The following is a 22,677-nucleotide window of genomic DNA, read 5'->3' on the forward strand; positions in this document are numbered from 1 at the left end:
CAGCAGAACGCCGCGCTGGTGGAAGAAAGCGCCGCAGCGGCGCAGAGCCTGAAGACGCAGGCGCAGCAACTGGTGCAGACCATGGAGGTATTCCAGCTCGCGCCCGGGGCATCGCTGCAACAGCCACAGCAGCCCGCCGTGCCACGCCCCCGCCCCAGCGCGGTACGGCCACCGCTGCCAGCTTCGCAGGCCACCGTGAAGCGGCTGGGCACCGCGCCGAGCGCGAGCGCAGCCCACAGCGAAAAGGATTGGGAAGGCTTTTGAGCCCGTGCTCGCAGCGCAGGCCGGCGGGATCCGGGAGAATGGAACCATGATCTCCACGAATGCCCTGCAACTGGCCCAGACGCTGGTGCGCATGAACACCGTCAGCCACCACTCCAATCTGGATCTCATCCATTTCGTGCGCGACACGCTCGAAAAGCTCGGCGTGAAAAGCCGCCTGAGCTTCAACGCCGACAAGACCAAGGCCAATCTGTTCGCCACGCTGGGCGAGGGCAAGCCTGCCGGCATCATCCTGTCCGGGCACACCGACACCGTGCCGTGGGACGGCCAGGACTGGACCTTCGACCCGCTGGGCGCCACCGTGCAGGATGGGCGCCTGTACGGCCGGGGCAGCGCCGACATGAAGGCCTTCATCGCCATCGCGCTCGCGCAGGCCGAAGCGTTCCTGAACAGCGATGCCCCCTTCGCCATCCACTACGCCTTCAGCTACGACGAGGAGGTGGGCTGCTTCGGCGTGAAGGAGCTCATCGCCGACATGAAGGACGCCGGCATCCGCCCGCTGGCCTGCATCGTGGGCGAGCCCACCAGCATGGTGCCGGCCATCGCGCACAAGGGCGTGTACCGCTACAAGTGCTGCGTGCGCGGCAAGGAGGCGCACTCCTCGCTCACGCCGCATTCGGTGAATGCCATCGAGATGGCCGCGCGCGTGGTGGGTCGCGTGCGCGACATGGCCGAGGGCTTCGAGCGGCACGAGCCGCGCTTCGAAGGCTTCGACGTGCCCTTCTCCACCGCCAGCGTGGGCCAGTTCCATGGTGGCATCGCCGACAACGTGGTGCCGCGCGATGCCGAGTTCCGCTATGAATTCCGCGACCTGCCCACGGCGGACGCCGCCGGCATGCAGGCCGAGGTGATCGCCTATGCCCGGTCGCTGGAACCCGCGATGCAGAAAGTGGCGCCCAGCACCGGCATCACCTTCGAGACGATCTGCGAGATCCCGAGCTTCCTGGGCAACCGGGACGATGCCGTCACGCGGCTCGCGCAGCGCCTGGCCGGAGAACAGGGCACCACGCTGGTGGCCTTCGGCACCGAGGCGGGGCTGTTCAAGAACGCCGGGATTCCCACCGTGGTGTGCGGGCCGGGCAGCATCCAGCAGGCGCACCAGCCCGACGAATACGTCTCGCTGGACCAGCTCGCCCGCTGCGAGGCCTTCATGCAGGGGCTGGCGGCGACGCGCCAGCTGTAGGAAAGGAAAGCCCCGCGCCGGTTCAGACGCGCACGCGGCCGTCGCCCGTGAGCATCGACATCTCCACGAAGTGCGACCCCATGTGGTTGCCGGGGCCGAACGCCACCTGGAAGCCCGCGATCTGCTGCGTGCCGAACCCTTCCAGCGCCGAGATCAGCGATTCGCGCGTGGGCCGGCCGCCGGCCTGGCGCAACCCCTCGGTGAACACGCGCGCGGCCAGGTAGCCCTCCAGGCTGGAGTAATTCGCCTGGACCTTGTTGCCGCCCTTCTTGATCGCGTCCTGGAACTCCCGCGTGAGTTGGCGGGCGGACTGGTAGGGCGAGGGCATCACCTGCGAGACCACCACGCCCGCGCCATCGGCCTTGAGCTCGTCCATCAGCGCCTGCGTGCCCACGAACGACAGGTTGTAGAACGTGCCGCCGTAGCCCGCCTTGCGCGCGGCGCGCACGAAGGCAGCGCTGGCGGCATAGGTGCTGACCTGCACGACCGCCTCGGGCCGCGCCGCCACCAGGGTCTGCACCGCCGCCGCCACGTCCACCGAATTGCGCTCCACCGTGGCCTGCGCCACCGGGGCGAGCTTGTGGGCGCCCAGTGCCAGCACCATGCCATCCAGGCCCGCCTTGCCATAGGCATCGTTCTGGTAGAAGACGCCGATCTTGCTCAGGCCCAGGTGGGTGAGCTTGTTCACGATGGCGGCGGTCTCGTCGTTGTACGAGGCCCGCACATGGAACACCAGCCGGTTCAGGGGCTGGCGCAAGGCCTCGGCCCCGGTGAACGGCGCGAAGAACGGCAGCTTGGCATGCGTGAGCAGCGGCATCGCCGCCAGGCTGGTGGGCGTGCCTACGTAGCCGAACAGCGCGAATACGTCGTCGGTGATGAACTTGCGCGTGTTGGCGGCGCAGCGGTCGGGCTCGTAGCCGTCATCCAGCGTGCGCAGCTCCACCGTGCGCCGGCCGGAGCCCGCCTGGGCATTCCACTGCTCGAAGTAAAGCTGGGCCCCCTGGTGCAGTTGCACCCCCAGTTGCGCGGCGGGCCCGCTGAACGGGGCGGACTGTCCCAGCACGATGGGCGTCTCCGATTGCGCCCGTGCCAGCCCGAAACCGCCGAGCGCGGCGGCCCCCAGGCCGATGGAAAACCGTCTTCGCCCCAACGCAATATGCTTCATGGTGAAATCCCCTCTTCGATCAAAAACGTCGACGTTCCGCGGGGTCGCCACCCCGCCATCGCTGCTGGTCGGTGAGTGTATCGACAGGAAAACCCCTATGTCCACGACTGAAATCCCCCCCCTTTCCGAGCCGGTCCGGCAAGTGCGCGGGGCCTGCCCCCACGATTGCCCCGACGCCTGCGCCCTGCTCACCACCGTGGACAACGGCGTGGCCACTCGCGTGCAGGGCAACCCGGCGCACGGCCACACCGGCGGCGTGCTGTGCGCCAAGGTGTCGCGCTATGCCGAGCGCACGAACCACCCCGACCGCCTGCTGCAGCCGCTGCGGCGCGTCGGCCCCAAGGGCCCGGGGGCGCAGTTCGAGGCGGTGTCATGGGACGAGGCACTCACCGATATCGCCGCGCGTTTGACGCGCATCGCCGCCCACGCCCCGCAGGCCGTCCTGCCCTACAGCTACGCGGGCACCATGGGCCTGGTGCAGGGCGAAAGCATGGACCGGCGCTTTTTCAACCGGCTGGGCGCATCGCAGTTGGGCCGCACCATCTGCTCCACCGCCGGCGGCGAGGGCCTGAACTACACGCTGGGCGGCAAGCTGGGCATGAAGGTGGAGTTCTTCGCCGAATCGCGCCTCATCGTCATCTGGGGCAGCAACTCCATCGGCAGCAACCTGCACTTCTGGCGCTACGCGCAGCAGGCCAAGCGCGACGGCGCCCGGCTGGTGTGCATCGACCCGCGCAAGAGCGAGACCGCCGAGAAGTGCCACGAACACCTGCAGCTGCGCCCCGGCACCGATGCGGCCCTGGCCCTGTCGCTCATGCACGAGCTGATCGCCAACGACTGGCTCGACCACGACTACATCGCGCAGTACACCGTGGGCTGGGACGCGCTGCGCGAGAACGCGCTGCAGTGGCCGCCTGAGCGCGCGGCCGAGGTCTGCGGCCTGCCCGTGGAGCAGATCCGCCAGCTGGCGCGCGACTACGGCACCACGCGGCCCGCCGCCATCCGCCTGAACTACGGCATGCAGCGCGTGCGCGGCGGCGGCAACGCCACGCGCGCCGTGGCCTGCCTGCCTGCACTCACCGGCGCCTGGCGCCACCGCGCAGGCGGCCTGCTGCTGTCGAGCTCCGGCCACTTTCCCGTGCAGCGCGCCCAGTTGCAGCGCCCCGACCTGCACACGGGCCCGGTGCCGCGCACCATCAACATGGTGACCATCGGCGACGACCTTCTGCGCGAATCCTCGCCGGAGTTCGGCCCGAAGATCGAGGCCGTCGTGGTCTACAACAGCAACCCCGTGGCCGTGGCGCCCGACTCCGCGCAGGTGGCCCGGGGCTTCGCCCGCGACGACCTGTTCACCGTGGTGCTGGAGCACTTTCGCACCGACACGGCCGACTACGCCGACTACCTGCTGCCCGCCACCACGCAGCTCGAGCACTGGGACGTGCACGTCTCCTACGGCCACACCGACGTGCTGCTCAACCGCCCGGCCATCGCGCCGCTGGGCGAGTCGCGCTCCAACGCCCGCATCTTCCGCGACCTGGCCGAGCGCATGGGCTATACCGAGCCCTGCTTTGCCGACAGCGACGAGGCCCTGTGCCGCCAGGCCTACGGCGACCGCATCGACTTCGGGCAGTTGCTGGAAGTGGGCTTCGCCCCCCTGCCCCTGCCCGATGCGCCATTCGCCGAGGGCGGCTTTCACACGCCGTCGGGCAAGTGCGAGTTCTACAGCGAGCGGCTGGCGGCCCAGGGCCTGCCGCCCGTGCCGGTGCACGTGCCCAACCACGAGCTGCCGCAGCCTGGCGGCCGCTACCCGCTGGCCATGATCTCGCCACCCGCGCGCAACTTCCTGAACTCCACCTTCGTGAACGTGCAGAGCCTGCGCAACATCGAGACACAGCCGGTGCTGGAGATCCACCCCGACGACGCCGCCCCGCGCGGCATCGCCGACGGCACGCGGGTGCGCGTGTTCAACGACCGCGGCAGCTACGAATGCCACGCCGCCGTGAACGGCCGCGCCCGCCCCGGCGTGGTCAACGGCCTGGGCATCTGGTGGCGCAAGTTCGGCGTGAACGGCACCAACGTGAACGAGCTGACCAGCCAGGCCCTGTCCGACATCGGTGCGGCACCCACGTTCTACGACTGCGTGGTGGAAGTGGCGGCGGTGTCCGAGGCTTGATGCGCACGGCGCCACTTGCCCGGACCACGGCGCGCCTTTTCATTCATGGTCCGTGCGCAGGCCGGCCAGCCCACGCAATGATTGAAGAATCTTGCAGCGGCAGTGGTCCGCGCCCCGAGGGTCTATCCTGAGAGGGCCGCGCTGTCGGAAGCGATAGGCTTTGCGCGGTTCTTGCGCCTCCCATGACCCGTTGCCCCCGGTCCGTCCTGACGATCGAATTGGTTCTCCTGCCGCCAGCGGAAGGAATACGGGGCATGCCCCAACGAGCGCGCAAACGATCAATCCAACAGGAGTGATGACATGTCGTACATCGATGGTTTCGTGATCGCAGTCCCTACCGCCAACAAGCAAAAGTTCATCGAGCATGCCCGCACGCTCGATCCCATATTCATCGAGTTGGGGGCGATCCGCGTGATCGAGTGCTGGGGCGACGATGTCCCCGACGGCAAAGTCACCGATTTCCGCAGAGCAGTGCAGGCCACGGCAGAGGAGACGGTGGCTTTTTCCTGGGTTGAATGGCCAGACAAGGCCACGCGCGATGCAGGGATGAAGAAGATGATGGAAGACCCGCGCATGTACCCCTCAGTTCCCGGCAACCTGCCCATGCCCTTTGACGGCAAACGCATGATCTTTGGGGGCTTCGAACCAGTGGTTGATGTGAAGGCTTAAGCGGCAAGCGGCCTTGTCGCTGCACATGGCGGCTGCCTCGACCACAACAACGGGCACGATGCCTTCGCCTCCACGAAGGAGGTCCTCAATCGTCGCCCCGCGCGCCGCGCCAGCCGGGTGCCGTTGCGGCCGCCCCACCGCTGGGCGCCTGGATGAACCAGGGCCTCGGCTGGGGACTGCGATACGCCATCAGGCGTATTGAAGATCAAACGGCAGTTCTTCATACTCGGCGAGCCTTGGAGCTGCGCTGCAACGCCATGGCGGCATCCGCGACATCCTGCGCGGGCATATGACGCAACTGCGCGAGACCCATGATCGGGATGGACCCTGCGTGGCCCACCGGTCCTGCGTCTTCATTTCATACCGCAAAACCCATGACACGAGGTCTATTCCTGCACCAGGCCAGCAATCTGCATGGTCGCCCCCTGTACGCCGCCATGGCGCTGGCCCTAGGAGCCCAGTGTGCCGCGGCTCAGCAAGCCTCGCCCACCCTGGACTCCATCGAGATCAAAGGTCAGGCGCTTCAGGGGGCTGCCTCCGCCTATTCCAGCACGAGCTTCGACAGCGAAGAGATCGCCGACAAGCATGTGAGCCAGCCGACAGAGCTGCTGCGCCATGTGCCCGGAATGAACGTGCAGAACTACCAGCTCTCGGGCGTGGCCGACACCATCGTGATGCGCGGCTTTGGCGGTGGTGGGCATGGCGGCGACGTGGGCGTCGTGCTCGACGGTATTCCGTTGAACGAAGCCATGTCGCACGCCGATGGGTATGTGGACCTCAATGTCATCGTGCCGCTGGAGATCGAGCGCTTCACGCTCTACAAGGGCCCCGTATCGGCGCTGTACGGCAACTTCAATCGCGCCGGGCTGATGGCGATAGAGACGCGCAAGCGTGGCGAGTACCGGGAGGTGGATGCGAGTCTCGGCTCCCACAGCACGGTGGATCTGCAAGGCGCATGGGGTCTCAAACTGGGTGAGGGGGAATACCTGAACCTGGCGGCGCAGCACCACCGCACCGATGGCTTCCGGGCACAGTCGGACGATCACCGCAGCACATTGGCAGGCCGTTGGAGCAAGCGCATCAGCGCCGACCTGGACGTAGCGCTGTCGGGCCGCTGGCACGAGGCCGATGGCGATTCGCCCGGCTACGTCACGGCCGCGCAGTTCGCGCAGAACCCCTATGGCAAGGACCCGCGCGCCATGAACGATGGCGCCAACAAGCACTTCGCCACGCTGCGCGCGGACGTGAACTACGCACTCTCGCCCGACGTGAAGCTGCTGACGTTTGCCTACACCACGCAGCAGGACTTCACACGCTGGTTCAGCCGCCCGGTCAATGCCACCACCTGGCGCCAGCGCGAGGAGACTTACGACCGCAATGTCCATGGCGCGGGCACCAGCCTGAACGGCCGCACCCCGGTGGCAGGAACCCCGCTGAACTGGGTGGCCGGGCTGGAGACTTTCCGCGAAGCCACCGACTACCTGTACTTCGACGGGCTGGACAACCGTGCACGCCTGGCCCCTGCCATCAACAACCGCACCTCGAAGCTGAACAGTGTTTCGGCCTTCGGAGAGATCGAGGCGCCCATCCACCCTCTGTTCAAACCCTCGGCCGGCCTGCGCTGGGACCGTTTCACCGGCAATTGCGAGCGCAACGGTGCCGAGACGGGTACCGACCCCTGCGGCCCGCTGGCCAGGATGTCCCATGCCAGCCCCAAGCTGGGCGTGCGCTCCGACGTCGCGCCGGGCGTGCAGCTGCGCGCCAGCTGGGCCGAGGGCTTTGCCTTGCCCAGCACCTTCGCCAAGTACGCACTGGGCGCCGCCACGCTCGACCCCAACGTCTTTCGCCAGACCGAGGTGGGTGCGCAGTTCAAGCCCGTGCAGGGCCTGGTGCTGGATGTAGCGGCCTTCCGCCTCACCTCCTCCGACGAGATCCGCACCGTGGCCCCCGGCGTGTACGAGAACAATGGCGCCACGCGGCGCAGCGGCGTGGAGGCCAGCGCCCTGTGGGCAGCACACCGCGACGTGGACCTGGCCCTCACCTGGGGCAGCGCGCATTCGCGCATCACCGAGAACGGCAATGCGGCCCTCATCGGCAAGCAAGTGGCCGGCGTGCCGCGCTACATGGCCACGGTGAGCGCCACCTGGCGGCCTGCCGCGGACTGGTCCACCACTGCCACTTGGCGCCGGGTGGGCGCCTATGCGGTGAACGCCGACAACAGCGTGGGCTATGGCGGCTATGCCACGGTGGACCTGAGCGCTGCGTACCGAGTCGCCAACCGCTATGAGATCTACGCCGCCATCGCCAATGTGAGCGACAAGGCCTATGCCACCTCGGCCTCGGTCATCGGAGGCACGCAGGTCTTCGCACCCGGTGCGCCGCGGACCTTCAAGCTCGGCACCAAGCTGCAATTCTGACCTGTGACCACCCGATCCAGGAAGCTCAGGCAATCCAGGAGAACGCCATGAAAACCACCACCCCGACACCACTCCTGCGCCTGCTGGCCATCACAGCGCTGGCCCTGGGCCTGGGCTCCGTGCAGGCCCACAACGTCTGGCTGGAGCCTGATGCCAGCGGCGGCTACCTCGTGCAGTTCGGCGGGCACGAAGGCCAGCTGGAGACCTACCCCGCTCACAAGCTGAAGAGCCTGCAGGCCTTCGATCGCAGAGGCCGCAAGATCGACGTGGCGGTGGAACTGCGGCCCGATGGGGTGCGCGTGAAGCCCGAGCGCCAGGCCGCGTTGCTGGCGGCCCACTTCGACAACGGTTTCTTCAGCAAGGTCGAGGGTGGCCAGATGGTGAACAAGCCCATGACCGAGAACCCCGGCGCCACCAGTGGTGTGCATGCGCTCAAGTACCACAAGACCATCATCCAGTGGGGCGTGATCGCAAAGAAGGAATTGGGGCAACAGTTCGAGATCGTGGCCCTGGAGGCGGACACGCCCGATGCAGGCCAACCCATGCGGGTGCGCGTGCTGTTCGATGGGAAGCCCATCGCCGGCATCCGGCTGTCGCTGGGCGAGAAGGGGGCGCCCGTCACGACGGCTGAAGACGGCACTGCGACGGTCACGCCCACGGCGGGCATCAATCAGTTGCTGGCGATCCGCCGCGTGCCGGTGGCCAATGACCCACGCACCACCAGCATGAGCTGGGAGTACCTGCTGGCGTTCCCTGCGCACTGAGACCGGCTGACACGACCTGCCGAAAGCCGACCTGCCGGCGACGGCTGAGGGACTGGAATGCTGCGGGCCTGGACAACCACTGCTGGGTCGTGGAGAGAAACCCACGCTTGGTTTGCAGGGTTCGGCAATCATCTGCTCTCGCCTTGTCGAGCGGTCGCGTCAGCCACTCTTCATTTCCCGAAATTTGCATCCGTTCTCGAATAGCGTTGACCATGACACGTGCCGCGCGCATCGAAGCGCGGGTGGCCTGACGCAGACGCCGCTCCAGCCCGGCGCCATCGGCCCTGCAGCACCGGCAAAAGAATGCTATTTATTTAATAGCAAAATCCCCTAGTGGATATTGTGCTGGAGCCCTTTTCGATCTGAAAGCCGGCGTGGCGGCGTCCGGCCCGCCACGCCCGTACCCGGCAGCCACCGCCCCGCCGGCATCACGCCGCACCCGCCGCAACGCTCTGCGCATCCAGCGCCAGATAGTGGTGCACTGCGGGCCGCTCCGGCCCCACGTGGTAGCGCAGCGCCTCGGCCTGCAGGTCCGCGTCGGCCCTGGAGACGCGGCCGTGCTGGCGCAGGTGCTCGGCCCACGACTCGACCAGGAACCACTCGATCACGCGGCCCGGCTCGGCCGTGTGCTCGGCCACGCCCCAGGCATAGGCGCCGTCGCGGCGGCGTTCGCGCGCCACGTGCTGCATGGCCTGCAGGAACGCGGGCAGGTCGGGCGTGCGCACGCGGTATTCGATCTGCACCATGACCGGGCCGCGGTCGTGCGCCACGGGCTCGGCCAGCAGCGGCTCGGGCCAGTGGTTGGACGGCTGCAGGTCGGCCTCGCCTGTGGGCAGCTTCACGCGGTGAAAGAGCCACGCCGCCAGCACCAGGCCACCCGCGCCGGCCAGCAGTGTGGCCGGCAGGCCCGCCTGCCCCGCCACCAGGCCCCAGCCCAGGCTGCCGGCGGCCATGGCGCCGTTGAACACCATGAGATAGATCGCCAGGCCCCGGCCGCGCACCCAGTTGGGCAGCACGGCCTGGGCCACGCCGTTGAGCGTGGTGAGCGCGATGATCCAGCCCAGGCCCAGCACCAGCATGAGCGCCACGGCGGCCTCGCGCGGCGGCGCCAGGGTGAGCACGGCCATCACGCCCGCGGTGAGCAGCGAGGCCAGCAGCACCAGCCCGTCGGCATCCAGGCGCTTGCGCAGGCGCGGCAGCAGCACCGCGCCGAGGATGGCCCCGGCACCGACCGCGCCCAGCATCACGCCTAGAAGCCCGCCGTGCCGCCCAGCATGCGCCGCGCCACCAGCGGCAGCAGCGCCCAGACGGAGCTGGCGAACAGAAAGAACACCGCCGCGCGCAGCAGCACCACGTGCAGTTCGTGGCTGGCGCGCGCGTAACGCAGCCCGGCGCGGAAGGCGCCGAAGAACTGCTCGTTCAGCCCGGTGGGCTCGGCCTTGGGGCGCTTCCACCACAGCAGCGCGGCGATCACGAAGCCGTAGCTCGCCACGTCTAGGCCATAGGCCGCGGCCGCGCCGAAGCTGGCCAGCAGCAGGCCGCCGGCCGCGGGGCCGATGGCGCGGGCGATGTTGATGCCCAGCGAATTGAGCGCCACGGCGCTTTTCAGCTCGCTGCGGGGCACCAGTTCGGGCACGATGGACTGCCACGTGGGCCCCATGAGCGCCGCGCCGATGCCGCCCACGAAGGTGAGCGCGATGAGCGATTCCACGGTGAGCGTGTTCGTGCGCGCCATCACCAGCAGCGTGCCGCTCACGCAGGCCAGCAGCACCTGCACGGCGATCAGAAAGCGCCGGCGGTCCAGGATGTCCGACAGCACGCCGGCCGGGATCGCGAGCAGGAAGATCGGCAGCGTGGCCGCCGTCTGCACCAGCGCCACGGCGGTGGGGCTGGACGACAGCTCGGTCACCATCCACGAACTGGCCACGTCGCGCATGAAGCTGCCGATGTTGCCCAACACCGTGGCGGACCACAGCACCGCGAACAGCGGCAGGGCGGGGATGGCCAGCGCCGCCAGCAGCACCACGCACAGCAGGTCGAACGCACGCTCGTACACGAAAGCCGAGACGGTGCGCGCCGCCGCACGCCGGCGCGCGCGAAGTAGCGCACACGCACCAGCTCGCCCACCTTGCCGGGGGTCGCAGTGAAGGCGAAGCCCGAGAGGTAGGCCAGAAATCCCGCACCCCAGGGCACGGCGTGCCCCGCGCGGGCCAGCAGCCAGCGCCAGCGCAGGTAGCGCAGCAGGTAGGAGGCGAAGGCGATCGCCGCCATCGAGGGCATCCAGGCGAGCACCTGCGGCAGTTGCGCGAAGACCTGGTTGCGCGCGTCGGCCCACACCAGGGCGGCCACGTAGGCCGCCGTGCAGGCCCCGGCCGCGGCGACGGCGTGGCCGGGCTTCATGCGCGGTCGGCGAAGGACCAGCGCTTGTGGCCCAGGTAGCTTGTGAACACCGGCACGGCCACGCCCACGGCATGGGCGATCTCGGGCACGAAGGCGGTCACGCCCAGGGCGGGCAGCACCTGGCGCGCCAGCAGCAGGCTCACGGCCCAGGTCTGCGCCACCGCCACGAGGTTCACCAGCACGAAGAACGCGGCGGACTTGCGCACCGACTGCTGGCTGCCCTGGAACACGAAGGCGCGCGCCAGCAGGAAGGCCGTGACCATGCCCACGCCGTAGGCCAGCACCACGGCGTAGGAAAACGGCATCCACTGGTTGAGCACGATGCGCGCGATGAAGTTGGCGAGCGCGGCCAGGCCGCCGGTCACCAGGAAGGCCACGAACTGCCGGGAGCGGAACTGCGCGAGCATGCGGGGCCTAGACGGGTGCCGCGGCCGCCTGCGCGGCCATCTGGCGCCCGAAGCCAATGCTCTCGGAGATGCCGCGGTCCTCGGGGTAGTAGTAGGACGTGTCGGCCACCCACAGGCCGCGCACGGGCAACTGCACGGGCGGCAGGCTGTCCAGGTAGTTGGGCGGGCAGATGGGCTGGGCGTAGCGGTAGCGGCTGGCGCGCAGGGCCAGGAAGTCGCTGTCCTGCAGCTTCGGGTTGATGGCCTTCAGGTAGCGGCGCACCTTGTCGAGGAAGGCCGCGTCGGGCTCGGCGAACTTGGGGTGCTCGCCGGGCATGTAGAACGGCACATACACCACCGACTCCGCCAGCGGGCGCAGGTTGCTGTATTCGACCAGGCCGGGAATGTCCATGTCCGGATCGTTCACGTTGAGCCAGAAGTTCTCGGTCAGCGGCTGGCGCAGCTTGGCGATCACGCAGACCACGGCGATGTTCTGCAGCGCGCCGTACTGCGCCAGCAGCGCGGGCGGGAGGTCGGGCATGGTGCGCGGCACGTAGGGCAGGGGAATGGTGCTCACCACCTTGTCGAAGGCCTCGAAGCCCTGCGCCGTTTCCACGCCCTGCACGCGCGTGGCGTCCATGCGCACGCGGGTGACGGGCGTGGACAGGCGGATCTCGCCGCCGTGGCGCTGGATGTCGGCCACCATGCCGTCCAGCAGCGTGGCCGAGCCGCCGTCGAGGTGGCCGAGCTTTTCGCGCATCAGGCTGTAGCGCGAGCGGCCGATGCGGCGGATGCGGCTCCAGATCCACGCGGCGGACAGGTTGCCGGCATGGTCGTAGAACTTGTAGTCGAACAGGCGCCGCCACAGCACCTCGTAGGCCTCCTTGCCCACCCAGCGGCGGATCCAGCCCGTGGCCTCTTCGCCGTCGAGCGGCTTCCAGTCGGTGCGCTTCGTGGACAGGAACGCGTGCAGGCCGTAGCGGAACTTGGCGACCAGGCCCAGACCCTGAAAGCGCAGCAGCGCCACCGGGTTGCCCCAGGGCTGCAGGCGCTTTTGGAACCAGTAGCCCATGCGCGTGGCGCGCCAGCGCATCCGGTCCGAAAGCCCCAGTTCGTCGAGCATCTGCAGGAAGGCGTGGTCGGAGGTGCAGTGGAAGTGGTAGTAGCGCTCGATGGGCAGGCCGTCGAAGTCGAACATCGCGGTCATGCCGCCCACGCGGTCGTCGGCTTCAAACACCACGGGCCGGTGGCCGTCGCGCGCGAGCTGGTAGGCCACGGCCAGGCCCATGGGGCCGGCGCCCAGCACGGCGATGCGCTGGCCCGGCGCGGCGGCCGTGGATGCGGAAGGAGAGGGGGTCTGCGCGCTCATCAGAACTCCAGCACCACGCGGCTGTATTCCGGGTGGTTGAAGGTTTCGTGGATGGCCTCGGCGAAGGGCGTGGCGCGCACGCCGAAGATGCCGGGCCAGTCGATCACCTCGAACTCGTCGTGGGCCACCAGCGCCTTGAGCTGGTCGGCGGTGAACGGCGGGTCCTTGTCGAACAGCGCCCACACCTTGAGCAGCAGGTAGAAGAGGCCGTAGGGGATCTTCACGATCCAGGCGCCCGCGCCCGTGGCGGCCTTGATCTGGCGAATGATGTCGATGTAGTCCACCTTCTCCAGCCCCGTGATGTTGAACACGCCGCCCACGCGGCGCTCCTCGATGCAGCGCACGATGATGCGGCAGAAGTCCGCCGCGTACAGCGGCTGGCGCATGTAGCGGCCGCTGCCCGGAATCGGGAACACCGGCACCTTGCGCATGAAGCGCGACAGCCAGCCCAGGTGCTTGCGGTCGAACCAGCCGAACATCAGCGTGGGCCGCAGCACCACGCAGGGAATGCCGCTGTCCAGCACCATCTTTTCCTGTGCGCGCTTGGTCTCGGTGTAGTGGTCCTGGGCGACCGACTCGACCACCGAGGAGCTGATGTGCACGGTCTGCGGGATGCGGTGGCGCTGGATCAGATCGAGGATGCGGCCGGTGGAGGTGAGGTTGTTGCGCACGAACGGGTCGGCCTGCGGCGCGCCGATCTGCGCCTGCAGCATGACCACCACGTCCGCGCCCTCGAAGTGGCGCTCCCACGCGCCGGGCTCGGCCAGGTCGGCGTCCTCGGCCACGATGTCGGGGTGCACCTGGCGCAGGATGGCGAGGTTGCTCGCGTGCTTGTCCAGCACGACGAGGTTGTGGTAGCCGTGCAGCTTCAGGTGGGCCACGAGGTTCTGGCCCACGAGGCCGGCGCCTCCCGGCAGGATGATTTTGGCGTTCTTCATGGTGTTGGTTTTTCTCGGCGGGTTCGGGGCGCTCACTGCGGCGCCGGTATCTGCAGGGCCACCGAGCAGTCGGTGCCGGGTGCGGTCAGGGTCACGGCGGTGGGCAGCGCCTCGGGCGCGGCCTGCAGGTAGGCGGTGAAGGTCAGGTAGCGTGCGGGCGCATGGGGTCCTCCCGGCGCGCTCAGCTTGCGCCAGCGGTGGGACACGCCCAGGCCCACCACGGTGCCATCGGGCGCGACGAGGCGCATCGATGGCGGCGGCGCATCGCCTTCGGAGGGCAGCAGCGCGCCGCTCACCGAGACGAAGCGCGGATCGCCCTGCACGCGCTGCACCCAGTCCACGAAGGCCGTGCAGCGGGCGGGCGGCACGTCGGTGTGCGAGCCCAGGGCCGTGGCGGCGTCGGCGAGCGGCGGCCGACCGAAGATCGAGTGGCCCTGCTGGCGGGCCTTGGCGACGATGCGCTCGCCCAGGGCCCGGTCCCAGATCAGCATGCCGATGCGCCGCTCGTCGTGCACGCCCATCGCCAGCGCGAGCGCGCCGGTCATGCGCAGGTGCGCGACATCGCTGCGCCGGGTCTCGCGCAGCTGCACCGACAGCATCTGCGCCAGCACCGCCACCAGCAGCACGGCGGCACCGGCGCGCGCGAGGCCGCGCAGGGCCAGCACGCGCGGGGCGTACAGCACGCCCAGGGCGGCCCAGGCCATCATCGTGGGCGTGGTGTAGCGGCTGGCCAGCGAGCCCTCCATGCTGAACTGCAGCCGGCCGCTGGCGGTGGCGAAGGCGATGCCCGCCACGAAGGCCACGAAGGTGAGCAGCGACAGCTCCAGCGCGTGCGTGCGCGGGGCGCGCAGCGCGGGCACCAGGCGGGCCAGCGCCAGCACGGTGAACAGCACGCCGAAGGCCTGGCTGATCCACATCGTCTCCATCTTCCCCGCGAGGTGCTGGAACGGGCTGCCCAGGTATTGCAGCGTGTACTGCAGCAGGCCCAGCGGCCGGCTCTGCAGCATGGCCAGCAGGCCGGGCCGGGGTGTCGGCGCGGCGAAGTCCGCCATGTACACGCCGATGCCCGCGGCGCCCAGCAGCGCCAGCAGCGCCACGCGGCGCCAGCCCATGCGCGCCACGGCGGCGTAGAGCGCCATCATGGGCAGCGCCATGATGCCGTTGGCCATGGTGCCGATGCTCAGCACGCCCAGGGCGCAGCCGCCGGCGAACCAGCCCACGTCCTGCGGCGCTGCGTGGCGCGGTACAGGCAGTACAGCCCGGCCAGCGGCAGCCACTGGGCCAGGAAGAACTGGCTCTGGAATGCCCAGGTGAGGTTTTCCTGCTGCACCCACGACAGCAGCCAGACGGACAGCAGCGCCAGCGCCGCCACCGACGCCGTGCGGGTCATCGGCCCCAGGCGCGCCTTCAGGAAGGCCCAGAAGGTGGCGATGCTGCCCGCCACCAGCAGGTAGTTGACCGCGATCAGGAAGGCCTGGGTGCCGCCGAACCAGCGGTATTCCATCCAGAACAGGGCCTTGGACAGCACGAGGCGGTGCTCGTTGAAGAGCCGCCACCACGCCTGCCAGCCGGCGCCATCGCGCACGTCGGCATAGAACTCCAGTGCGCCCCACATGTCCCAGATCGGCACGGACGTGAAGGTGCGCCAGGCCGCCACGGCCGTCGCCAGGGCAAAGAGCGTGGCATAGCCCGCAAGGGCCACCGCCGCCCAGAGGCGGCGGCGTTCAGGGGTCCACGGCATGGCTCAGATGTCCATCTTGTGGAAGACCGCGCGCGGCAGGTTGCGGATCACGGCCATGATGAGCGCCCATTTCGCCGGGGCATAGACCACGGGCGTGCCGCGGGCCATGCCGCGCACCACCGCCTGGGCCACCTGCTCCACGCTGGCGAGCTTGGCGCCGCGCGCCTTGAGGTGCGCCGTCATCGGCGTGTCGGTGGGGCCCGGCTTGATGAGCACCACCTTCACGCCCGAGCCCGCCAGGCGGTGCTGCAGGCCTTCGGCGTAGCGCTCCACCAGGCCCTTGGCGGCGCCGTACACGTAGTTGGATTTGCGGCCGCGGTCGCCGGCGACCGAACCGATGATGCCGATCGTGCCCCGCCCCGCCACCTGCATCGCGCCGGCGAACGCCTCCGCGCACAGCGCGGGCGACAGGCCGTTGACGGCCATGGCCTGCTCGGCGCTGGCCAGATCGCCCTGGCACCGGGCCTGGTCGGGCAGGCTGCCGTGGGCGATGAGCACGGTGTCCGGCACGCCCTGCGCCACCAGGTGCTGCACCAGCACGGCGATGGAGGCCGCCTGCGTCACGTCGCCGGCCATCACGTCGATGCGGGCCTGGGGCTGGCGCACCTGCAGGTCGTCGGCCACGCCCTGCAGACGGGCCGCGTCGCGCCCCACGAGCACCACGCGGCCGATGCCGCCGGCCTGCAGCCATTGGCGCGCGCAGTGCTGCGCGATCAGCGAGGTGGCGCCGACGATCACGAGGGTCTGCGGTGCGTTGCTGGCGTTGTTGTTGTTCTGCATGTTGGCGATGAGTTCGTTCTTGTCTTGGAGAAAAAGCCGCAGGTCAGTCGCCCATCAGGCGCCGCGACATCGCGGACCGGATGTTCGGGTCGCGGTACGGAAGGAATTGGGCGAGCTTCGGGTAGCCGGCCTCGAACAGGGCGCGCGGCATGCGCGCGTCCTTGGCGGGGTACAGGCGCCCGCCGGCCTCAGCCACGACGGCATCGAGCCGCTCGAACAGCCGCAGCGTGCGGTCGCCGAGGTTGGGAAAGTCGAGCGCCAGCGTGACGCCCGGCTGCGGAAAGCTCAGCAGGCCCACCGATTCGCGGTCGCCGAAGGTCTTGAGCACGCCGAGAAAGCTGCCCTGGCCCGACGCGGTGATCTCGCGCAGCAGGGCGCCCACGGCATCGGGGCCGTGCGGGCGGGGCACCACGCACTGGTATTGGTAGAAGCCCCGGCGGCCGTAGATGCGGTTCCATTCCTGCAGGTTGTCCAGCGGGTAGGAGAACGGTTCGTAGTGCTGCAGCGCGCGGCCGGCGCGGCGGCGGTTCAGGTGGTAGTACGCCGCGTTGAAGGGGCGCAGGCTCAGGCGGTTGACCAGCGAGACGGGCGGCGCGAACGGCACGGTGCGCTGGCGGTCCTTCGGGGCGGGGCCGTGCTGGGATTCGGGCGCGGCGGCATTGGCGCGCAGGAAGATACCGCGCGTGCCGCCGGCCCGGGCGCCCGAGAGGCAGTCGATCCACGAGACGGTGTGCTCCCAGCCCGCCTCGGAGGCATCGGCCAGGGCGAAGAACTCGCCCAGCGAGCCGTAGGGCAGGGTCTCGGTGTCCAGCCACGCGCCGGGCACCCGCCGCAGCCGCAGCGTGGCCTGGGTGACCACGCCGGTCAGGCCCAGGCCGCCCACCGTGGCGGCGAACCAGTCGGGGTGCAGCTGGGGGCCGCAGCGGATCGACAGCCCGTCGGTGCGCAGCAGCCGCAGTTCCTGCACGTGGTCGCCGAAGGAGCCCTGCACATGGTGGTTCTTGCCGTGCACGTCGTTGGCGATGGCGCCGCCCACGGTGGCCAATTGGGTGCCCGGGGTCACGGGCAGCATCCAGCCGCGCGGCACGAAGGTGCGCTGGATGTCGCGCAGCAGCATGCCGGCCTCGCAGGTCAGGTCGCCGGTGGCTTCGTCCCAGGCGATGAAGCGGTCCAGCCCGCGCAGCGACCACAGCGCGCCGCCGGGGTTCAGGCACACATCGCCGTAGCTGCGGCCCATGCCGAACGCCAGCCCGTGCTGGCCGGGCTCGCGCGGCAGGTGCGCCAGCGGCCGTTCGGCCAGGATGCGCAGATCGTGGTCGTCGGCGCTCAGGCGGCCCCAGGAGCGCACGGCTACCACGGCAGTCCCAGGGCGGCGGCGACCATCGCCAGGCTGAACAGCGCGCCCGCGGCCAGGCTGGCGCGGTCCTTGAAGGCGAAGACCAGCGGGTCGTCATGCATCTGCCCGCGCACCGCGCGCAGCCACATCCAGCTCACCCAGAACACCATCACGGGCACGGCGGCCCAGATCATCTCCGGCGCGCGGTACATCAGCAGCACCGATTCGCTGTTGAGGTACAGCGCCAGCACCACCACGGCCGTGTAGCCGGCGGCGATGCCCAGGTTCTGCACGATGGGTGCGTCCGAGGTGAGGTAGCCGCGCCCGTGCGCCTGCGTCTTGCCCGCGGCCTGCTGCACCATCAGCTCGGCATAGCGCTTGACGAAAGCCAGCGACAGGAAGAGAAAGCCCGAGAACGCCAGCAGCCAGAACGACAGCGGCTGCGTGATGGCGTAGGCGCCCGCCACGATGCGCAGCGTGTAGAGCACCGCCAGCGCGATGCAATCGACCAGCACCCAGCGCTTGAGCGCCAGCGAATACGCCCAGGTGATGGCGAAGTACCCCAGCAGCCAGCCGAAGAACCCCTGGCCCACCTGCCAGGCCAGCGCGAAGCTCGCCGCCGTGAGCACCGGGACCAGGGCCACGCCCTGCCAGGCGGCCAGCGCGCCCGAGGCGAAGGGCCGCAGGCGCTTGCGCGGGTGCCGGCGGTCGCTCTCCAGATCGAGCAGGTCGTTGGCCACGTAGACCGACGAGGCGCACAGGCTGAAGGCCAGGAAGGCCACCAGCAGGAGGCCCCAGGCCTCGCCGTCGGCCACGCGGTGGGCAGCCACCAGCGGCACGAACAGCAGCAGGTTCTTGAGCCACTGGTGCAGCCGCAGGGCCTTGCGCCAGGGCTTGAGGCCCGCGGGCTCTCGGGGAAAGCGGTCGGCCACGTTGCCGTGGGCCTCGGCCCGCCGGGTGACGGCGCCTGAGGCATTGACCACGATGGCCGAGCGCGCGGCCTGCCACACCGGCACGTCCGCCTGCGAGTTGCCGGCGTAGTCGAAGCCGCGCTCGCCAAAGGCCTGCACCAGCGCGGCGGCCTTGGCCCGCCCGGCGAGGTTGGTGGCGCCATCGCTGGCCATCACCTGGTCGAAGCACCCCAGGTGGGCGGCGATGGCCTGCGCCACCGAGCGGTCGGAGGCCGTGCACAGCACGGTGCGCCGCCCGGCCGCGTGCTGGTTGCGCAGCCACTGCACGAACGGCACGTTGTAGGGCAGCGTGGCCACGTCCATCTGCACCCGCTGCCCGATCTCCTGCTTGAGCGCCGCCTTGCCCCGCGCCAGCCACACGGGCAGGGCCAGCGCGCGCCACGGCCCGTCCCGCAGCAGCTGCAGCGACGATTCGTGCAGCATGTCCGTCAGGATGAGCGTGCCGTCCAGATCCACCACCAGGGGCGGTTCCGAGGACGGGCCCGGGGTGGGCAGGGACGAATCGAGGGGCGGGCGCAAAAGGAACCTTTGGTGGAATGGCGTGATGGGGGGCGCGGCGCATTGGTAACGCTCTGTGCGCAATGGCAACAGGACATTGTAAAAGCCGCCATCCACGCCGCCGGCACCGCCGCCCCGGCGTTACACCCTGCCCGCACGGGTGTGGCGAAGATGCCGCAGCCCGCCCGCCACCCCCGCCGCGCTCAGCCCTGCAGCGTGTACGACACGTCCGGTTCGCGCTGCGTGGCGATGGAGCGCTCGAACCGGCGCGATTCCAGGTGGAAGATCCCGACCCGGTCGTTGTCCTGGCTCACGAAGGCCCAGGGCCGGGTGGGATGCAGGCTGACCGCGATGGGGCGTGCGTCCATGGGAATGTGGGCCTGCTCGGCGAGCGTCGCCGGGTCCACGATGGACAGGCTGCGGTCGCCATAGTGGGACACCAGCAGCCGGCCGTCGCGGCAGCGGTAGATGCGCGTGGGGTCGTTGCGCGCGGGCGCGCTGCGCACGACCTTCATGGTGGCCGTGTCGATGGCGCACAGCGTGTTGCTCCAGCGGCAGGTGACGTACAGCGTGCGCTCGTCCGCGCTGAGCGCATTGCCTTCGGGCTTGTCGCCGGGCACGCAGGCCACGGGCGCGAACGCGGCGTCGTGCGGCTTGAACTGTGTCACCGAGTGCGTGAGCAGGTTCATCGCGTAGGCCGTCTGGCCGTCCCGGGTGAGCGCGAACAGGTGGCTCTTGATGCCGCCCACCGGCACCGCGCGCCGCACGGCGGTGTCGGTCTCGGGCCGGTCCAGAACGGCCAGCTGCGCGCGGTCCTCGCTCAGCACGTAGAGGCGGCCCGACTGGTCCATCTGGATGCCGTGCAGGCGGTTGAACGGCGCCAGGTCGATGGTGCGCGCCAGCGTGCGCGTGGCCAGGTCGATCTGCAGCACGCTGGTGCCGCCCGGGCCCGGGTGCCCCGAGGTCTCCACGCCGTAGTGGCCCACGTAGGCGTAGCGCTGCGCCGCGTCCACCACGAATTCGTGCGGAAACGGGGGCAGGGCGATGGTGTGCAGCCGCTCGCCGCTGGCGATGTCGTAGTGGCTGATGCAGTGGCTCGATTTCTCGATCAGCAGCAGCACCTCGCGCGGCGCGCGCCCCGCCGGGGCCTGGGCGAGGACCGTGGCCGGCCCCAGGGTGGATGCGGCCAGCGAAAGGCCGGCGGTCTTCAGAAGCTCCCGACGTTGCATGGTGGTGGTCTCCCTTGGTGTGGATCGAACAGCGCCCTGGCGGTCGCGCGGCGGGCGCATCGCCGCTTTTTTTTTGCGCGCTTCAGCGCCCCCAGCGCAGCACCAGCGGATCGAGCCGCCGCGCGATGCCGATGAGCTGGCGGCGCACCTCGGGGTGCATCGGCGGCCAGGGCGCGCGCGGCGCCTCGCAGGCGATCACGCCGCCTTCCTTCATGAGCGCCTTGGCGGCCAGGAAGCCCGCCTGGCGGTTCTCGTGGTTGATGAGCGGCAGCCAGCGCTGGTAGCGGGCGAAGGCCGCATCCGCATCGCCCTGCCGATGCGCCTCCAGGATGGGGCGGATGCCGTCGGCAAAGCCCGCGCCGGTCATGGCGCCGGTGGCGCCGGCCTCCAGGTCGGCCAGCAGGGTGATGGCTTCCTCGCCGTCCCACGGGCCTTCGATGGCCTCGCCGCCCAGGGCGATCAGCTCGCGCAGCTTCGTGGCGGCGCCGGCCGTCTCCATCTTGAAGTAGCACACCTGCTCGATCGTCGTCGCCATGTCGGCCAGGAAAGCGGGCGACAGCGGCGTGCCGGCCGCCGGTGCGTCCTGGACCATGATGGGAATGCCGATGGCGTCCGACACGCCCTGGTAGAAGGCGCGCACCGGCGCCTCGCCGAAGCGGAAGGTGGCGCCGTGGTAGGGCGGCATGACCATGACCATCGCCGCGCCCATGTCCTGCGCGCGCCGGCTGCGGGCGGCGCAGACGGCGGTGCTGGTGTGCGTGGTGGTGACGATCACCGGCACGCGGCCGGCCACGTGTTCCAGCGCGGTGCGCGTCAGCACCTCGCGTTCGTCGTCCGACAGCAGGAACTGCTCGGAGAAGTTGGCCAGGATGCACAGGCCGTCCACGCCCGAGTCGATCATGAAGTCCAGGCAGCGCCTCTGGCTGGCCAGGTCCAGCGTGCCGTCTTCGTGGAACGGGGTGGGCGCGACGGGGAAGATGCCGCGGTAGCGGGGGTTGGAGAGGCCGGGCATGGCGTGTCCTTCGCGTCTATTCCACGATGTCGAACTGGTCGAGGTACTCGGTCTTGAGCGAAAGGCCCAGGCCCGGCACGTCGTCCTGGAGCTGCAGGAAGCCGTTCTCCGCGACGGGCTCGCCGTCGAAGAGGTACCAGAACAGCTCGTTGCCCACCTCCACGTCGAAGATGGGAAAGTACTCCGCCATGGGCGAGGCCAGCGTGCTCATGGTCAGGTGGTAGTTGTGCATCTGGCCCGCGTGCGGAATCACCGGCACGGAATGCGCCTCGCACAGCGCGTTGATCTTGTGCGCGGCGGTGATGCCGCCCACCCGGTTGGTGTCGTACTGCACCACGCTCACGGCTTTTTTTGTCCAGCAGCTGCTTGAAGCCGTACAGGCCGAACTCGTGCTCGCCGCCCGAAATGGGGATGATGTTCATCGCGTTCAGTTCGGCATAGCCGTCGATGTCGTCGGCGATCACGGGTTCCTCCAGCCAGCGCGGCTCGAACTTCGCGAGCTTGGGCAGCATGCGCTTGGCGTATTCGAGGTTCCAGCCCATGTAGCACTCGAGCATCAGATCGGTGTCGTAGCCGATGACTTCGCGGATGGCTTCGACCGACTTCAGGTTCTCCTGCACGCCGTGCTGTAGGTGCGCGGGGCCGTAGCCGAAACGCATCTTGAAGGCCTTGAAGCCCTGGTCGAGGAAGGTTTGCGCCTCGTCCTGCATCGCCTTCAGGTCGGTGCGGTAGAGCTTGCTGTAGTAGCAGGGGATCTTCTCCTTGGTGCGGCCGCCCAGCAGCTTGAACACGGGCTTGTCCACGCTCTTGCCCAGGATGTCCCAGATGGCCAGGTCCACCGCCGAGATCGCCGCCATGGCCACGCCCTTGCGGCCCCAGGCGTGCGTGCTGCGGTACATGCGCTGCCACAGGTACTCGTAGTCCCACGGGTCGTGGCCGATGACCAGGGGCGCGAGGTACTCGTCGATGATGGCCTTGGCGATCTTCGGCGCCAGCGCCACGTTGCCGAGGCCCACGATCCCGTCGTCGGTCTCGATCTCGACCACCGTCCACGAATGGAAACGGAAGGTGCTCATGCTCTCGGCCGGCGAATACAGCAGGTCCATGGCGTTGGAGCAGAAGTGGCCCTGCGGCGGCACGGTCTGGCCCTTCCACTGGAATACACGGGCGCGGACGGATTGGATTTTCATGGTGAAGTCTCTGAACGGAGGGAGTGGGATCAGGCGGCGGCCAGCGCCTTGGCGCGCTGCGCGCTGCCCATGTGGCAGGCGATCTGGAAGGCCTGCCAGGTCGCCTCGGCGCTGGCCCGGCCCTGGCCGGCGATGTCGTAGGCCGTGCCGTGCGCGGGCGTGGTGATCGGGATC

Annotated in this window: 18 protein-coding genes and 3 pseudogenes; 6 read left to right on the forward strand and 15 right to left on the reverse strand. The window is 69.4% G+C overall.

Going from position 1 to position 22,677, the window contains the following annotated elements; translation table 11 throughout:
* Positions 1-264 (forward strand): annotated as a pseudogene (locus tag AC27IO_RS09360) (methyl-accepting chemotaxis protein); the annotation flags it as partial.
* 46 nt (positions 265-310) lie between these two features.
* The gene (gene argE / locus AC27IO_RS09365) at positions 311-1,465 is read left to right on the forward strand and encodes an acetylornithine deacetylase (protein WP_498738606.1); all 1,155 of its coding nucleotides are present in this window, start codon (positions 311-313) and stop codon (positions 1,463-1,465) included.
* 22 nt (positions 1,466-1,487) lie between these two features.
* On the opposite strand, the gene AC27IO_RS09370 is transcribed toward argE, so the two are convergent.
* The gene (locus tag AC27IO_RS09370) at positions 1,488-2,630 is read right to left on the reverse strand and encodes an ABC transporter substrate-binding protein (RefSeq protein ID WP_498738608.1); all 1,143 of its coding nucleotides are present in this window, start codon (positions 2,628-2,630) and stop codon (positions 1,488-1,490) included.
* A gap of 97 nt (positions 2,631-2,727) precedes the next feature.
* On the opposite strand from AC27IO_RS09370, the gene AC27IO_RS09375 reads away from it, so the two are divergent.
* The 4 genes from AC27IO_RS09375 to AC27IO_RS09390 all read left to right on the forward strand — a co-directional run bounded on the left by AC27IO_RS09375 (position 2,728) and on the right by AC27IO_RS09390 (position 8,653).
* The gene (locus AC27IO_RS09375; RefSeq protein WP_498738610.1) at positions 2,728-4,803 is read left to right on the forward strand and encodes a molybdopterin-containing oxidoreductase family protein; all 2,076 of its coding nucleotides are present in this window, start codon (positions 2,728-2,730) and stop codon (positions 4,801-4,803) included.
* Positions 4,804-5,103: 300 nt separating this feature from the next.
* Positions 5,104-5,472, forward strand: a complete 369-nt coding sequence (locus AC27IO_RS09380) for a DUF1428 domain-containing protein (RefSeq protein ID WP_498738612.1) — start codon at positions 5,104-5,106, stop codon at positions 5,470-5,472.
* Between the two features lie 374 nt (positions 5,473-5,846).
* Positions 5,847-7,889 (forward strand): TonB-dependent receptor, encoded by a 2,043-nt coding sequence (locus AC27IO_RS09385; RefSeq protein WP_498738614.1) that lies wholly within the window; start codon positions 5,847-5,849, stop codon positions 7,887-7,889.
* Positions 7,890-7,936: 47 nt separating this feature from the next.
* On the forward strand, positions 7,937-8,653 hold the full coding sequence (locus AC27IO_RS09390; RefSeq protein ID WP_284415124.1) for a DUF4198 domain-containing protein: 717 nt from the start codon (positions 7,937-7,939) through the stop codon (positions 8,651-8,653).
* Between the two features lie 428 nt (positions 8,654-9,081).
* Here the strand turns inward: AC27IO_RS09390 and AC27IO_RS09395 are convergent.
* From AC27IO_RS09395 to AC27IO_RS09460, 14 genes and pseudogenes are all read right to left on the reverse strand, one after another.
* Positions 9,082-10,676, reverse strand: a pseudogene (locus AC27IO_RS09395) (MFS transporter).
* Entirely contained in the window at positions 10,559-11,053 is a 495-nt protein-coding gene (locus AC27IO_RS09400) for a lysylphosphatidylglycerol synthase transmembrane domain-containing protein (RefSeq protein WP_498738616.1), read from the reverse strand. Before AC27IO_RS09400 ends, AC27IO_RS09395 begins: the two are co-directional and overlap by 118 nt.
* Positions 11,050-11,460, reverse strand: coding sequence for a GtrA family protein (locus AC27IO_RS09405; RefSeq protein ID WP_272566270.1), 411 nt, complete (start codon positions 11,458-11,460; stop codon positions 11,050-11,052). Before AC27IO_RS09405 ends, AC27IO_RS09400 begins: the two co-directional genes overlap by 4 nt.
* Before the next feature lie 7 nt (positions 11,461-11,467).
* Positions 11,468-12,808 carry an NAD(P)/FAD-dependent oxidoreductase gene (locus AC27IO_RS09410; protein WP_498738619.1) on the reverse strand — a complete coding sequence of 447 codons (1,341 nt, stop codon included), beginning with the start codon at positions 12,806-12,808 and terminating at the stop codon, positions 11,468-11,470.
* Entirely contained in the window at positions 12,808-13,746 is a 939-nt protein-coding gene (locus AC27IO_RS09415; RefSeq protein ID WP_272566268.1) for an NAD-dependent epimerase/dehydratase family protein, read from the reverse strand. Before AC27IO_RS09415 ends, AC27IO_RS09410 begins: the two co-directional genes overlap by 1 nt.
* 32 nt (positions 13,747-13,778) lie before the next feature.
* A complete protein-coding gene (locus AC27IO_RS09420; RefSeq protein WP_498738621.1) occupies positions 13,779-14,966 on the reverse strand; it encodes a hypothetical protein in 1,188 nt (395 codons plus the stop codon).
* Positions 14,927-15,487 carry a hypothetical protein gene (locus AC27IO_RS09425; protein WP_498738623.1) on the reverse strand — a complete coding sequence of 187 codons (561 nt, stop codon included), beginning with the start codon at positions 15,485-15,487 and terminating at the stop codon, positions 14,927-14,929. Before AC27IO_RS09425 ends, AC27IO_RS09420 begins: the two co-directional genes overlap by 40 nt.
* Positions 15,488-15,490: 3 nt before the next feature.
* On the reverse strand, positions 15,491-16,267 hold the full coding sequence (locus AC27IO_RS09430) for an SDR family NAD(P)-dependent oxidoreductase (protein WP_498738625.1): 777 nt from the start codon (positions 16,265-16,267) through the stop codon (positions 15,491-15,493).
* A gap of 43 nt (positions 16,268-16,310) precedes the next feature.
* Complete coding sequence (locus tag AC27IO_RS09435) at positions 16,311-17,624, reverse strand: FAD-binding oxidoreductase (protein ID WP_498738627.1); 1,314 nt, start codon at positions 17,622-17,624, stop codon at positions 16,311-16,313.
* The gene (locus AC27IO_RS09440; protein WP_498738629.1) at positions 17,618-19,093 is read right to left on the reverse strand and encodes a UbiA family prenyltransferase; all 1,476 of its coding nucleotides are present in this window, start codon (positions 19,091-19,093) and stop codon (positions 17,618-17,620) included. Before AC27IO_RS09440 ends, AC27IO_RS09435 begins: the two co-directional genes overlap by 7 nt.
* Before the next feature lie 182 nt (positions 19,094-19,275).
* Positions 19,276-20,301: a YncE family protein gene (locus tag AC27IO_RS09445; RefSeq protein WP_498738631.1), complete on the reverse strand. Its 1,026-nt coding sequence runs from the start codon at positions 20,299-20,301 to the stop codon at positions 19,276-19,278.
* Between the two features lie 82 nt (positions 20,302-20,383).
* Complete coding sequence (locus tag AC27IO_RS09450) at positions 20,384-21,313, reverse strand: dihydrodipicolinate synthase family protein (protein ID WP_498738632.1); 930 nt, start codon at positions 21,311-21,313, stop codon at positions 20,384-20,386.
* 16 nt (positions 21,314-21,329) lie between these two features.
* Positions 21,330-22,503 (reverse strand): annotated as a pseudogene (locus AC27IO_RS09455) (L-rhamnonate dehydratase).
* A gap of 29 nt (positions 22,504-22,532) precedes the next feature.
* The coding region (locus AC27IO_RS09460; RefSeq protein ID WP_498738634.1) for a 4-hydroxythreonine-4-phosphate dehydrogenase PdxA at positions 22,533-22,677 on the reverse strand (145 nt) is incomplete at its 5' end.

The organism is Acidovorax sp. KNOB132 (assembly GCF_057541515.1).

What these genes read in the sequence shown, in the direction of transcription:
- AC27IO_RS09380 (WP_498738612.1), top strand. Translation starts at nt 5,104, where the DNA reads ATGTCGTACATCGATGGTTTCGTGATCGCAGTCCCTACCGCCAACAAG.
- AC27IO_RS09450 (WP_498738632.1), bottom strand. Translation starts at nt 21,313, where the DNA reads ATGCCCGGCCTCTCCAACCCCCGCTACCGCGGCATCTTCCCCGTCGCG.
- AC27IO_RS09385 (WP_498738614.1), top strand. Translation starts at nt 5,847, where the DNA reads ATGACACGAGGTCTATTCCTGCACCAGGCCAGCAATCTGCATGGTCGC.
- AC27IO_RS09445 (WP_498738631.1), bottom strand. Translation starts at nt 20,301, where the DNA reads ATGCAACGTCGGGAGCTTCTGAAGACCGCCGGCCTTTCGCTGGCCGCA.
- AC27IO_RS09370 (WP_498738608.1), bottom strand. Translation starts at nt 2,630, where the DNA reads ATGAAGCATATTGCGTTGGGGCGAAGACGGTTTTCCATCGGCCTGGGG.
- AC27IO_RS09415 (WP_272566268.1), bottom strand. Translation starts at nt 13,746, where the DNA reads ATGAAGAACGCCAAAATCATCCTGCCGGGAGGCGCCGGCCTCGTGGGC.
- argE (WP_498738606.1), top strand. Translation starts at nt 311, where the DNA reads ATGATCTCCACGAATGCCCTGCAACTGGCCCAGACGCTGGTGCGCATG.
- AC27IO_RS09425 (WP_498738623.1), bottom strand. Translation starts at nt 15,487, where the DNA reads ATGCCGTGGACCCCTGAACGCCGCCGCCTCTGGGCGGCGGTGGCCCTT.
- AC27IO_RS09405 (WP_272566270.1), bottom strand. Translation starts at nt 11,460, where the DNA reads ATGCTCGCGCAGTTCCGCTCCCGGCAGTTCGTGGCCTTCCTGGTGACC.
- AC27IO_RS09390 (WP_284415124.1), top strand. Translation starts at nt 7,937, where the DNA reads ATGAAAACCACCACCCCGACACCACTCCTGCGCCTGCTGGCCATCACA.
- AC27IO_RS09375 (WP_498738610.1), top strand. Translation starts at nt 2,728, where the DNA reads ATGTCCACGACTGAAATCCCCCCCCTTTCCGAGCCGGTCCGGCAAGTG.
- AC27IO_RS09430 (WP_498738625.1), bottom strand. Translation starts at nt 16,267, where the DNA reads ATGCAGAACAACAACAACGCCAGCAACGCACCGCAGACCCTCGTGATC.
- AC27IO_RS09400 (WP_498738616.1), bottom strand. Translation starts at nt 11,053, where the DNA reads ATGAAGCCCGGCCACGCCGTCGCCGCGGCCGGGGCCTGCACGGCGGCC.
- AC27IO_RS09410 (WP_498738619.1), bottom strand. Translation starts at nt 12,808, where the DNA reads ATGAGCGCGCAGACCCCCTCTCCTTCCGCATCCACGGCCGCCGCGCCG.